A 12,096-nucleotide genomic window follows, 5' to 3' on the forward strand; every position below is an offset into this window, starting at 1 on the left:
ACTCCGCTCTGCCGCGAACCGCGGGCGACCTGCGCCGGGCGGTGTGGTCGACAGCGGACAGTGCTGGCGGAAATCTTCACAGCCGAGGCACAGCACGGCAATGGTTTGTAGTCATTGGCGCCTATCCGCACCCTGTGCGAATCGATGATCTTCCGTCGGTATCCAATTATTGATATCTATCTCGCACCACCACTTCCCACCCCCAGGAGTGCGACGTGCGGAGATCCCGTCTTGCCACCCTCGCCCTGACGCTGGCCTCGTCCCTCGGCATCGTGCTGACGGTGGCCAACCCTGCCCAGGCCGCCGCCACCGACCGGTACGTCGCGCTCGGCGACTCGTACGCCTCCGGTGTCGGCGCCGACAGCTACACCGCGGAGAGCGGGTCCTGCCTGCGCAGCACCAACGCCTATCCCGCCCTCTACAACACCAACATCAAGCCGGCCTCGTACGTCTCGGTGGCCTGCTCCGGCGCGACCACCGCCACCGTCATCAACAGCCAGCTCTCCGCGCTCTCCTCGACCACCACCCTGGTCAGCGTCACGGTCGGCGGTAACGACGTCGGCTTCGCCAGCATCATGACCACCTGCGTGCTCGAGGGTGAGACGCAGTGCGTGGCCGCCGTGCAGGCCGCCGAGGACAAGGCCCGCACCGAGCTGCCCGGCAAGCTGGCCAACGTCTACAACGGCATCCGGAGTCGCTCGCCCAACGCCCGCGTGGTGGTCGTCGGCTACCCGGTCTTCTACCAGCTCGGCACGATCTGCGTCGGGCTCAGCGCGACCTCCCGGGCGAAGATCAACGAGGGGATCAACCTGGTCGACGACATCACGCGGACGGCCGCCACCTCCGCCGGCTTCAAGTTCGCCGACGTGCGCTCGATCTTCGTGGGCCACCAGCTCTGCAGCTACGGCGAGAAGTGGCTGCACGCGTTGAACTACCTGAACCTGACCATCTCGTACCACCCGACGGCGGCCGGCCAGTCCGGCGGCTACTACCCGGTCTTCCGGTCCGTCGCGGGCTGACCGCCACGACGCGTCCGGGGCGGGGATCGTCCCGCCCCGGACCCGCGTGCACTGTCGGACCCGGCCGCTAGTCTCCGCTGCGCTGATGCGCGGACGAAGTGGAGTCACGATGGGGACCTGGGCGGCGGGACCGTTCGACAACGACACGGCGGCGGACTGGTGCGGTGACCTGGACGACGCCGCGCCGGAGGAGCGACCGGCCCTGGTCGAGCGGGCCCTGCGGGCCGCCCTCGCCGAGGGTGGCTACCTGGACTCCGACCTCGCCGTCGAGGCGGTCGCGGCGGCCGCGGTGATCGCCGCCCACCTGCCGGGCGCGCCGGCCGTCGACTCGCCGTGCGCGCCGGACTTCCTGATCGCCGGGGCCCGGCTGGACCTGCCCGAGCAGCTGCGGCCACTGGCCGTCCGGGCGCTGGACCGGGCGGTGGCCGACGATTCCGAGCTGGCCGAGCTGTGGGCCGAGGCCGGTGAGCCGAACGAGTTCCGCGCCGAGGTGGCCCTGCTCCGCTCGGCGCTCGCGCGAGCCTGAGCGCCGGCCGGCCCGGGGCATGCCGCCGCCCGGGCCGGCCGGCGGGGATCAGGCCGGCAGCACCTTCTCGATCGCGGCCCGCAGCTCGGGGGAGTCCGGGGTGACCTGCGGGGCGAACCGGGCCGCCACCGTGCCGTCCGGGGCGATGAGGAACTTCTCGAAGTTCCACCGGATGTCGCCGGTGTGCCCCTCCGCGTCCGGGGTGGACACCAGTTCCGCGTAGAGCGGGTGCCGGTCCGGGCCGTTGACGTCGATCTTCTCCGTCAGCGGGAACGTCACCCCGTAGTTGACCTGGCAGAACTCCTCGATCTCGGCGGCCGTGCCGGGCTCCTGGCCGGCGAACTGGTTGCACGGCACGCCGAGCACGGTCAGGCCCCGCTCCGCGTAGCTGTCGGCGAGGGCCTGCAGGCCGGCGTACTGCGGGGTGAGCCCGCACCGCGAGGCCACGTTGACCACCAGCAGGGCCCGGCCCCGGTACTGCGCGAGGTCCGCCGGGCCGCCGGAGAGGGCATCGATCCGTACGTCGAAAACGCTCATGCGCCGAGGCTACGCGCCCGGCGGCGGGGCCGGTCGCGCGGCGGCGAGAGATCGAAGCATCGACATCTTGACGAAGTGATGACGGCGTGAGTAGCGTCTCAGCATTCAATCAGGAAAGTTTCCTAACTATTGAGGAGACGCCGTATGAAGAGATCGCTCCGCCGGGCCCTCTGGGCCACCGGCGCCGTGGTCGCGCTGGTGGCCGCGGCGATGCCTCTGGCGACCGCGTCCGCCGCGGGCAGCGTGACCGCCACCTTCACCAAGGTGCAGGACTGGGGGACCGGCCACGAGGGGAAGGTCACCGTCACCAACGGCACCAGCGCCAGCGTGGACACCTGGCGTATCGAGTTCGACCTGCCGGCCGGCACGACCATCAGCAGCTTCTGGGACGCCGACGTCACCAGCAGCGGCAACCACTACGTGGCGGTCAAGAAGAGCTGGGCCGGGCCGCTCGCCCCCGGGGCCAGCTTCAGCTGGGGCTACAACGGCACGGGCCCGTACCAGGCGCCGCTGAACTGCACGGTCAACGGCGGCTCCTGCTCCGGCGGCGGCACCCCGACCACCAGCGCCCCGACGACGACCGCTCCGCCCACGACCGCCCCGCCCACCACGGCGCCGCCCACGACCGCCCCGCCCACGACCGCTCCGCCGACCACGCCCCCGCCGCCCACCGGTGGCAAGAAGGTCGTCGGCTACTTCACCGAGTGGGGCGTCTACGGCCGCAACTACCACGTGAAGAACGTCCACACCAGCGGGTCGGCCGCCAAGATGACCCACCTGCTGTACGCCTTCGGCAACACCACCGGCGGCCGGTGCAGCATCGGGGACAGCTACGCCGACTACGACAAGGCGTACACCGCGGCGGACAGCGTGGACGGCGTGGCCGACACCTGGGACCAGCCGCTGCGCGGCAACTTCAACCAGCTCCGCAAGCTGAAGAAGATGTACCCGAACCTGAAGGTCATCTGGTCCTTCGGCGGGTGGACCTGGTCGGCCGGCTTCACCCAGGCCGCGCAGAACCCGGCCGCGTTCGCCGACTCCTGCTACGCGCTGATCAAGGACTCCCGCTGGGCCGACGTCTTCGACGGCATCGACATCGACTGGGAGTACCCGAACGCCTGCGGCCTCCAGTGCGACAGCAGCGGCCCGAACGCCTTCAAGAACGTGATCAGCGCCCTGCGGGCCAAGTTCGGCTCCAGCTTCCTGGTCACCGCGGCGATCACCGCCGACGGCAGCAGCGGCGGCAAGATCGACGCCACCGACTACGCCGGCGCGGCCCCGAACCTCAACTGGCTCATGCCGATGACGTACGACTACTTCGGCGCCTGGGCGGCCCAGGGCCCGACCGCGCCGCACTCGCCGCTCACCTCGTACACCGGCATCCCGCAGCAGGGCTTCTGGTCCGACGCGGCGATCCAGAAGCTCAAGTCCAAGGGCATCCCGTCCGACAAGCTGCTGCTCGGCATCGGCTTCTACGGCCGGGGCTGGACCGGGGTCACCCAGACCGCCCCGGGCGGGACCGCCACCGGCCCCGCGCCCGGCACCTACGAGCAGGGCATCGAGGACTACAAGGTGCTCAAGGGCAGCTGCCCGGCGACCGGCACGATCGCCGGCACCGCGTACGCCAAGTGCGGCTCGAACTGGTGGAGCTACGACACCCCGGCCACCATCGGCGGCAAGATGACGTACGCGAACAACCAGGGCCTCGGTGGCGCGTTCTTCTGGGAGCTCTCCGGTGACACCAGCAACGGTGAGCTGATCAGCGCCATCAAGGGCGGTCTCGGCTGAGCCGAGGGCCGACGCACCACCCACCCGGCGGGGAGGGGCCGCACCGGCCCCTCCCCGCCCGCGCGTCTCAACCCCCGGACGCCGCGCGCCCGCTGTCGCGCGGCCGGCAGCGTGCCGCTCCGGCCGGTCCCGGCGTCCGGGGTGAGGATGGGCGGGGAGGCCGCCGACCGGCGTGCGGGTCGATGTGACACACTCGCGGCTCGGCACGTCTGATGCCCCGCGCTCGATCGGAGGGACCGATGGGTCAGCCGCACCGGAGGGTGGTCACCGGCGTCGCCCTGCTCGCGCTCCTGCCCGCCGCCCTGGCCGGCTGCGGCCTCACCGGCGGAGACGACTCCGACGGCGGCACCGGCTCCGGCCCGCCGCAGAAGGCCCCCGCCGCGGAGGCCGCCGCCAAGAGCCGGGAGCGGGTGCAGGCGTACCTGGACGCGATGGTCGCCAAGGACGTCGACGCCGGCCGCAGCCAGCTCTGCGCGCCCGCGCAGGCCGCCTTCGACGCCGGCGCCACCGGCCCGAACGGCGACTTCGCCGACCACTTCACCGTGCCGCACTCCACCATCACCGACGTCCGCTCCGGCCCGCACGGTCAGGAGGTCAGTACGGCGGTGACGGTCGCCGTCGGCACCCGCAAGGCCACCCGGCCGCTGCTGTTCACCGTCACCCGCAGCGGAGCCGACTGGTGCATCGCCGGCGAGGCGCCGGGCGGCAACGCCCCGGAGCCGGCCACCACCCCGTGACCCGGCGCCCGAGCTGCCCCGCGCCGGGCCGGCGGTGTGGTGGGCGTCTCCCAGTGGCCGGAACCGTCCCCCTCGCCGGTGGGTCGCCCGGGCGGTCGCCGTACGCTTTCTGTCATGCGCCATGAGTGGCATCAACTGAGTCACCCCGCGGTGGGCAGCCCGAGCCTGCAGACCAGCCGTCCGACCGTCGACTCCGCCGAGGACGCGGCCCTCGGCCTGGACCGCTGGCGGGACCTGCCCCGCGCGCAGACCCCGCCCTGGCCGGACCCGGTCCAGGTCGCCGAGGTCTGCAAGGTGCTCGACACGGTGCCCTCGGTGGTCGCCCCGTACGAGGTCGACCAGCTCCGGCAGCGCCTCGCGCTGGTCTGCGAGGGCAAGGCGTTCCTGCTCCAGGGCGGCGACTGTGCGGAGACCTTCGCCGACAACACCGAGAGCCACCTGCTGGCCAACGGCCGCACCCTGCTCCAGATGGCGATCGTGCTGACCTACGGCGCGTCCCTGCCGGTGGTGAAGGTGGCCCGGGTCGCCGGCCAGTACACCAAGCCCCGGTCGCTGCCGACCGACGCGCGCGGCCTGCCGGCGTACCGCGGCGACATGATCAACTCGCTGGAGGCCACGCCGGAGGCGCGGGTCGCCGACCCGCAGCGCATGATCCGGGCGTACGCCAACTCGGCCGCCGCGATGAACATGCTCCGGGCGTACCTGGCCGGCGGGCTGGCCGACCTGCACGCGGTGCACGACTGGAACAAGGACTTCGTCCGGCAGTCGCCGGCCGGCGAACGCTACGAGGCGATCGCCCGGGAGATCGACCGGGCCATCGCCTTCATCCGGGCCTGCGGGATGACCGACGACGAGGCGCTGCGGACGGTCACCCTCTACTGCTCCCACGAGGCCCTCGCCCTGGAGTACGACCGGGCGCTCACCCGGATCTCCGGCAACCGGGCGTACGGGCTCTCCGGGCACTTCCTCTGGATCGGCGAGCGCACCCGGCAGATCGACGGCGCGCACATCGACTTCATTTCCCGGATCGCCAACCCGATCGGCGTCAAGCTCGGCCCGACCACCACGCCGGACGAGGCCATCGAGCTCTGCGAGAAGCTCAACCCGGACAACGTCCCCGGCCGGCTCACCCTGATCAGCCGGATGGGCAACCACCGGGTCCGGGACGCCCTGCCGCCGATCGTCGCCAAGGTCACCGCGGCCGGCGCCAAGGTGGTCTGGCAGTGCGACCCGATGCACGGCAACACCCACGAGTCCTCGAACGGCTACAAGACCCGACACTTCGACCGGATCGTCGACGAGGTGCTGGGCTACTTCGAGGTGCACCGCGGGCTGGACACCCACCCGGGCGGCCTGCACGTCGAACTGACCGGCGAGGACGTCACCGAGTGCCTCGGCGGCGCCCAGGGCATCGAGGATCTCGACCTGCCCGACCGGTACGAGACCGCCTGCGACCCGCGACTGAACACCCAGCAGTCGCTGGAGCTGGCTTTCCTGGTCGCGGAGATGCTCCGTGGCTGACCGGAGGAGTGAGCGTGGCTGACCTGATCGATCTTCGTTCGGACACCGTGACCCGGCCCACCGCCGGGATGCGGGAGGCGATGGCCACCGCCGAGGTCGGCGACGACGTGTACGGCGAGGACCCCACCGTCGCCGAACTGGAGGCCGAGGTCGCCGCGCTCTTCGGGCACGAGGCGGCGCTCTTCGCCCCGACCGGCTCGATGGCCAACCAGATCGCTCTCCAGCTGCTGGTGCCGCCCGGGGACGAACTGCTCTGCGACGCCGACGCGCACGTCGTCACGTACGAGATCGGCGCGGCGGCCGCGTACGGCGGGATCTCGTCGCGGACCTGGCCGGCGGTCGGCGCGGAGATCGACCCGGACTTGGTGGCCGGAATGGTGCGCCCGGACGGTTACTTCGCCGTGCCGACCCGGGCGATCGCCGTCGAGCAGACCCACAACCGGGGCGGTGGCGGGGTGATCCCCCTGGCGACGCTGCGCGAGCTGCGCCGGATCGCCGACGACCACGAGCTGGCCCTGCACTGCGACGGCGCCCGGATCTGGCACGCGCACGTCGCCGACGGCGTCCCGCTGCACGAGTACGGCGCCCTCTTCGACACCCTGTCGGTCTGCCTCTCCAAGGGCCTCGGCGCGCCGGTCGGCTCGCTGGTGGTGGGCAGCGCGGAGAAGATCGCCCGGGCCCGGTTCGTCCGTAAGCGGATGGGCGGCGGCATGCGGCAGGTCGGCGTCCTCGCCGCCGCCGGCCGGTACGCGCTGGCGTACCACGTCGAGCGGCTCGCGGACGACCACGCCAAGGCGGCCCGGCTGGCCGAGGCGGTCGCCCCGTTCGGGGTGCTGGCCAGCCCGGTGCGGACCAACATCGTGCCGCTCGACCTGACCAAGCACCCGCTCGACGCGAAGGCCCTCGCGGCCGCCGCCCGGGCGCAGGGCCTGCTGATCTCGGTCCTCGGCCCCCGTACCGCCCGCCTGGTCACCCACCTGGACGTGCCGGACGACGCCATCACCCGCGCCGCCGACACCCTCACCACCCTCCTCCGCGCCTAACCCCCACCCCGCGATCTTCGTGTTGATCAAGGGGTTTGCGTCAGGATCCGCGCTTCCGCCGACGCAAACCCTTGATCAACGCCGGCCAAGCGCGGCGCGGCGGGGGCCGATGGGGGTGGGTCAGGGGTGGAGGCGTTTGAGGGCGGCGATGTCGGCGGCGTGGCCGATGTGCTTCTCGGTCGGGGTCTCCACCAGGACCGGTACGCCGGCGGTGGCGGGGTGGCGCATCAGCTCGGCGAACGCCGGCTCGCCGATGGTGCCCTTGCCGATGTTCTCGTGCCGGTCCCGGGTCGAGCCGCACAGGTCCTTCGAGTCGTTCGCGTGCACCAGCTTCAACCGGTCCGCCCCGACCGTGGCGACCAGGGTGTCCAGCGTCGTGGTCATCCCGCCCTCGGCGGCCAGGTCGTGCCCCGCGGCCCAGGCGTGGCAGGTGTCGAAGCAGACGCCCATCATGGGGTGCCGGTCCACCGCGTCCAGGTAGGGGCCCAGGTGCTCCACCCGGCTGGCCAGTGAGCGGCCGCCCCCGGCGCTCGGCTCCACCAGCAGCATCGGCCCGCCGGCCGCCGCCAGCTCGTCCAGCAGCGGCAGCAGGGTCTCGCGTACCTGTCGCATCGCCGCCTCGGCGTGGCCGGCGTCCACCGCGCTGCCCGCGTGGAAGACCACCCCCTCGGCGCCGATCGCCCGGCCCCGGCGCAGCGCGTGCGCCAGGGTCTGCGCCGACCGCTCCACCGTGGCCGGGGTGGGCGAGCCCAGGTTGACCAGCAGCGAGGCGTGGATGAAGACCGGCACCGCCCGTTCCCCGCAGCCGTCCCGGAACAGGGCGTCCTGCGCCGCGTCGCCCGCCGGCAGGGCCCAGCCCCGGGAGTTGGAGACGTAGACCTGCACGACCTCGGAGCCGGCCGCGTCGACGTACGGTAGTGCCGCCTTCGCCAGGCCACCGGAGGTCGGGGTGTGCGAGCCCACCCGCCGCCGCGCGCTCACAGGCAGGTCACCGTGACCGTGGTGCCCGGGGGCACCGGCGTGTTCTCGCCCGGGTTCTGGAAGCGGGCCGTCCCGTTGGGGTTGAGCTGGATGTTGACCGGGAAGCCCTGGCTCTCCAGCACCTGCTTCGCCTGCTGGCAGGGCAGGTCGACGACCCGCGGGACGGTCACCTGCGCCGGACCCTTGCTGACCTCCAGCTTGACCTGGGTGCCCTTCTCCACGCCGGTGCCGTCGGCAGGGCTCTGGCCGAGGACCTCGTCCCTGGGCTTGTCGGAGTCCTTGTACGTCTCGACCGGGGTCAACCCGAGCTGGGCGAGGATGTTCCGGGCCTCGTTGAGGTTCTTGCCGACCAGGTTCGGCACGCTGATCGGGGCCCGGCCCTTGCTCAGCACCAGGGTCACCTTCGCGCCCGGCTTGACCACCGTGCCCACCTTCGGGTCGGTGTCCAGCACCACCCCGGCGGGCAGCTCGTCACTGTACCGGGCGGTGCCCTTGACCGGGACCAGCTTGGCGTCGGTCAGCTGGGTCTTGGCCAGCTCGAAGTCCTGGCCAACCACGTCCGGCACCGGCAGCTGCTCCGGGCCGAGGGAGAGGGTCAGGGTGATCGTGCCGCCCTTGAGGATCCGCGCCGCGGAGGCCGGATTCTGCCCCAGCACGCTGTCCTTCGGCACCTTGTCGTCGTAGCGGGGTTCGGCGTATTTCAGGGTGAAGCCGCCCCGGGCGGCCTGCGCCTGCGCCTCGGTCTTGGTGAGGCTGACCAGCTGCGGGGCCACCGTGTAGCGGCCGATCCCGAACCACCAGCCGCCGACCGCGGCCACCAGGCCGAGCACCACGGCCGCCGCGGCGACCGCCAGCCGGCCGCGGGGGGAGCCCATCACCCGGGTACGCAGGCCGGCCAGCTGGGCACCCAGGCCCTCGCTCCCGGTGGCGGCCCGGCGGCGGTGCGAGCGCTGCCCGCCCCCCTCGGGCAGCCGGGCCCAGGCGGGGCGGTCGGCCGGTCGGACCGCCGCGACCACCATGGTCGGCTGGGCTACCGGGGTGGTCTCGTCCGCCACCCGGCGCAGCACCGCGGTGTGCGAGTTCGGGTTGCCCAGCTCGTCCCGGACCACCTGCACCTCGGCCAGCAGCGCGCCGGCGTCGGCGGGGCGGGTGCCCGGATCCCGGCGGGTGGCCCGCGCGACCAGCTCGTCGACGGCCTGCGGCAGCGCCGGGACCAGCGTCGAGGGGGCCGGCACGTCCCGGTCCACGTGCTGCCAGGCGATCTCCACCGGGCGGTCGCCGTCGTACGGCACCCGGCCGGTGAGCATCTCGAACAGCACGATGCCGGCGGAGTAGACGTCGGTGCGCGGATCGGCACGACCCTCGGTGACCAGCTCCGGGGCGACGTACGCCACGGTCGCCATGAGCTGGTTGCCGTTCTCCTCCTCGGCGCTCGCCTCGACCGCCCGCGCCAGCCCGAAGTCGGCCACCTTGACCACGCTGTCCACCAGGTTCGCGGGGCCGCCGGTCGGCGCCTCGGCGACCAGCACGTTCTCCGGCTTGACGTCGCGGTGCACCAGGCCGGCCCGGTGCGCGGCGGCGATCGCGGCGAGCATCTGCTCGGCGATGGCCAGCGCCTCGTCCGGGTTGAGCCGGCGCCGTTCGGTCAGCACGTCGCGCAGCGTGCGCCCCCGCACGTACTCCATCACCAGGTAGGGGAGGCCGGCGTGGGTGCCCTGGTCGTAGACCGCCACGACGTTGGGGTGGGTCAGCCGGGCGATGGTCTTCGCCTCGTCGGTGAACCGCGCCACGAACCCGGCCAGGCGGGCCCGGGCCTCGGGCGCCTGGGTCGGGTGAATGATCTTGACCGCCACGGTGCGCTCCAGGCGCTCGTCGGTGGCGGTGTACACGGTCGCCATGCCGCCACGGGCCACGCGACCGCGAATGCGGTAGCGCCCGTCGATCAGCGAGCCCAGCAACGTGTCGGCGACCTGTGTGTCCATCGGCAGGGAGTCTATGTGTCCGTGGGGTGAAGGTTGAACAGGATGCTACAGCCGGGATGCGACCGGACGGTCCCGGCGCGCACGCCCGGCCCTGCGACCAGGGCGGTCGTCCGCCTCCGACGGGGTGCCGGTGCGGGGTCCGGCGAGGCGCGTGGCAGGGTGGTCGGGTGAGCGATTTCGTACCCGCCGACCCGGCTGCCGCCAACCTGCCCGGGCCCACCGATCCGGCCGGCTGGCTGACCCTGCCCGACGTGGCCGAGCGCCTCGACCTGTCGATCAGCAAGGTGCACCAGATGATCCGGGACCGCGAGCTGATCGCGGTGCGCCGCGACGGCGTCCGCCGGGTGCCGGCCGACCTGGTGGCCAACCGCACCGTGCTCAAGCACCTGCCCGGCGTGCTGAACCTGCTCGCCGACGCCGGGTACGACGACGAGGAGGCGCTGCGCTGGCTCTACGAGGAGGACCCGACCCTCGCCGCCGGCACGCCCGCCGCCACCCTCGCCGGCGACCAGGCCCGCGAGGTCAAGCGCCGCGCCCAGGCCCTCGGCTTCTGACCCGCCCGGCCCCTCGTCGATCATGAGGTTGGCGGCACCTACGGAGATCTACTTCGCCGTCAACTTCATGATCGACCGCCGCGGGGCGGGGGCGGGGGATGGGGGTGGGGGTGGGGGTCAGTCGGTGCGGCGGGTGGCGGCGATGGCCAGGTCGACCAGGGACTGCCGGGCCTCGGTGTCCAGGTCGACCGTGGCCAGGGCGGCGAGGGCGCTCTCGGTCAGCGCGGTGATGCGCCGCTCGGTACGCTCCAGCGCCCCGCACGCGGTGATCAGCTCGCGCAGCCGGGTCACCCCGTCGGCGTCCAGCCCGGGATCGCCGAGCCCGCCGAGCAGCTGGTCCCGGCCGGTCTCGTCGACCGCCTCCAGGGCCACCGCCACCAGGTAGGTCCGCTTGCCCTCGCGCAGGTCGTCGCCGGCCGGCTTGCCGGTGCGCTCCGGATCCCCGAAGACGCCCAGCACATCGTCGCGGAGCTGGAACGCCTCGCCCAGCGGCAGCCCGTACGCCGAGTACGCGGCGTGCACCTCGGCCGGCGCGTCGGCCAGCGCGGCGCCCAGCAGCAGCGGCCGCTCGACCGTGTACTTCGCCGACTTGTAGCGGGCCACCTTGCCGGCCCGTTCCCGCGAGGTGTCCCCGGTGGCCTGGGTCAGCACGTCCAGGTACTGCCCGACGGTCACCTCGGTGCGCATCTCGTCGAAGACCGGCCGGGCCCGGGCCACCGTACGCGGGTCGAGGCCGGCCGAGTGCAGCAGCTCGTCCGACCAGACCAGGCAGAGGTCGCCGAGGAGGATCGCCGCCGCGTCCCCGAACCCGTCCGGATCGCCACCCCAGCCCGCCGCCCGGTGCCGGGCCGCGAACCGCCGGTGCACCGCCGGCTCGCCGCGCCGGGTGTCCGAGCGGTCCATCAGGTCGTCGTGGATCAGCGCGCTGGCCTGCACGAACTCCAACGCCGCCAGGGCGCTCACCACCTGGTCGGAGTCGACCCCGCCGGCGCCCCGGTAGCCCCAGTACGCGAAGGCCGGGCGCAGCCGCTTCCCGCCGCCGAGCACGAACGCCTCGATCGCCTCGGCGACCGGCACCAGGCCGTCGTCGACGGCCGTCAGCCAGCCCCGCTGGCCGGCGAGGAACTCGGTGAGCGACTTGTCGATCCGCTGGCGCAGGCCGGCGCGGTCGACGGGGGAGACGGGAGCAGCGTGGGTCACGCCAGAACGCTAGCCGGTCCCCGCCGGTCCCGTCGTGTCGCCGGGTCGGCGTGGCGCGCCGGGGGCGGCCCGGGGGCGTCGTGACCGGGGTCCGCGCAGCCCGTGCCCCGGCCGCGGCGGCAGCCAGGGACGAGCCGGCGGCGGACCTCGGTGAGCTGGCCGACCGCCCGGGGCGAACCGGACCGGACCGCGTCGAGCAGCGCCGCCG

11 protein-coding genes are annotated in these 12,096 nt (G+C 73.2%); 7 read left to right on the forward strand and 4 right to left on the reverse strand.

All coding sequences use genetic code 11. The features are described from left to right. Nucleotides 1-215: 215 nt before the first annotated feature. Together EFE23_RS16770 and EFE23_RS16775 are read left to right on the forward strand one after the other, a co-directional pair. Complete coding sequence (locus EFE23_RS16770) at nt 216-1,019, forward strand: SGNH/GDSL hydrolase family protein (RefSeq protein WP_123241869.1); 804 nt, start codon at nt 216-218, stop codon at nt 1,017-1,019. A gap of 109 nt (nt 1,020-1,128) precedes the next feature. After that, a complete protein-coding gene (locus tag EFE23_RS16775; protein ID WP_123241870.1) occupies nt 1,129-1,545 on the forward strand; it encodes a DUF4259 domain-containing protein in 417 nt (138 codons plus the stop codon). A gap of 48 nt (nt 1,546-1,593) precedes the next feature. On the opposite strand, the gene EFE23_RS16780 is transcribed toward EFE23_RS16775, so the two are convergent. After that, nucleotides 1,594-2,082 (reverse strand): glutathione peroxidase, encoded by a 489-nt coding sequence (locus tag EFE23_RS16780; protein ID WP_123241871.1) that lies wholly within the window; start codon nt 2,080-2,082, stop codon nt 1,594-1,596. 144 nt (nt 2,083-2,226) lie between these two features. Here EFE23_RS16780 and EFE23_RS16785 point away from each other — a divergent pair, with 144 nt between their 5' ends. The 4 genes from EFE23_RS16785 to EFE23_RS16800 all read left to right on the forward strand — a co-directional run bounded on the left by EFE23_RS16785 (nt 2,227) and on the right by EFE23_RS16800 (nt 7,171). Continuing rightward, the gene (locus tag EFE23_RS16785) at nt 2,227-3,870 is read left to right on the forward strand and encodes a glycosyl hydrolase family 18 protein (protein ID WP_123241872.1); all 1,644 of its coding nucleotides are present in this window, start codon (nt 2,227-2,229) and stop codon (nt 3,868-3,870) included. Between the two features lie 239 nt (nt 3,871-4,109). Next, nucleotides 4,110-4,607 carry a hypothetical protein gene (locus EFE23_RS16790; protein ID WP_123241873.1) on the forward strand — a complete coding sequence of 166 codons (498 nt, stop codon included), beginning with the start codon at nt 4,110-4,112 and terminating at the stop codon, nt 4,605-4,607. A 114-nt stretch (nt 4,608-4,721) separates the two neighbouring features. After that, nucleotides 4,722-6,128, forward strand: a complete 1,407-nt coding sequence (locus tag EFE23_RS16795; protein WP_123241874.1) for a class II 3-deoxy-7-phosphoheptulonate synthase — start codon at nt 4,722-4,724, stop codon at nt 6,126-6,128. 23 nt (nt 6,129-6,151) lie between these two features. After that, nucleotides 6,152-7,171 carry a threonine aldolase family protein gene (locus EFE23_RS16800; protein ID WP_123241882.1) on the forward strand — a complete coding sequence of 340 codons (1,020 nt, stop codon included), beginning with the start codon at nt 6,152-6,154 and terminating at the stop codon, nt 7,169-7,171. A gap of 120 nt (nt 7,172-7,291) precedes the next feature. On the opposite strand, the gene EFE23_RS16805 is transcribed toward EFE23_RS16800, so the two are convergent. Together EFE23_RS16805 and pknB are read right to left on the reverse strand one after the other, a co-directional pair. After that, nucleotides 7,292-8,152: a deoxyribonuclease IV gene (locus EFE23_RS16805; RefSeq protein WP_199737110.1), complete on the reverse strand. Its 861-nt coding sequence runs from the start codon at nt 8,150-8,152 to the stop codon at nt 7,292-7,294. Next, a complete protein-coding gene (gene pknB / locus EFE23_RS16810) occupies nt 8,149-10,134 on the reverse strand; it encodes a Stk1 family PASTA domain-containing Ser/Thr kinase (protein WP_123241875.1) in 1,986 nt (661 codons plus the stop codon). The genes EFE23_RS16805 and pknB overlap by 4 nt, the downstream gene beginning before the upstream one ends. Nucleotides 10,135-10,301: 167 nt before the next feature. Between pknB and EFE23_RS16815 the strand changes: the two genes are divergently transcribed. Beyond that, nucleotides 10,302-10,688 (forward strand): Rv2175c family DNA-binding protein, encoded by a 387-nt coding sequence (locus tag EFE23_RS16815; RefSeq protein WP_123241876.1) that lies wholly within the window; start codon nt 10,302-10,304, stop codon nt 10,686-10,688. A 117-nt stretch (nt 10,689-10,805) separates the two neighbouring features. On the opposite strand, the gene EFE23_RS16820 is transcribed toward EFE23_RS16815, so the two are convergent. Continuing rightward, nucleotides 10,806-11,888 carry a polyprenyl synthetase family protein gene (locus EFE23_RS16820; RefSeq protein ID WP_123241877.1) on the reverse strand — a complete coding sequence of 361 codons (1,083 nt, stop codon included), beginning with the start codon at nt 11,886-11,888 and terminating at the stop codon, nt 10,806-10,808. Between the last annotated feature and the right edge of the window lie 208 nt (nt 11,889-12,096).

The organism is Micromonospora solifontis (assembly GCF_003725545.1).
In the GTDB taxonomy this organism is placed as follows: Bacteria; Actinomycetota; Actinomycetes; order Mycobacteriales; family Micromonosporaceae; genus Micromonospora; species Micromonospora solifontis.

Coding starts and splice junctions, on each gene's coding strand:
- EFE23_RS16795 (WP_123241874.1), top strand. CDS start 4,722: ATGCGCCATGAGTGGCATCAACTGAGTCACCCCGCGGTGGGCAGCCCG.
- EFE23_RS16785 (WP_123241872.1), top strand. CDS start 2,227: ATGAAGAGATCGCTCCGCCGGGCCCTCTGGGCCACCGGCGCCGTGGTC.
- EFE23_RS16780 (WP_123241871.1), bottom strand. CDS start 2,082: ATGAGCGTTTTCGACGTACGGATCGATGCCCTCTCCGGCGGCCCGGCG.
- EFE23_RS16775 (WP_123241870.1), top strand. CDS start 1,129: ATGGGGACCTGGGCGGCGGGACCGTTCGACAACGACACGGCGGCGGAC.
- EFE23_RS16790 (WP_123241873.1), top strand. CDS start 4,110: ATGGGTCAGCCGCACCGGAGGGTGGTCACCGGCGTCGCCCTGCTCGCG.
- pknB (WP_123241875.1), bottom strand. CDS start 10,134: ATGGACACACAGGTCGCCGACACGTTGCTGGGCTCGCTGATCGACGGG.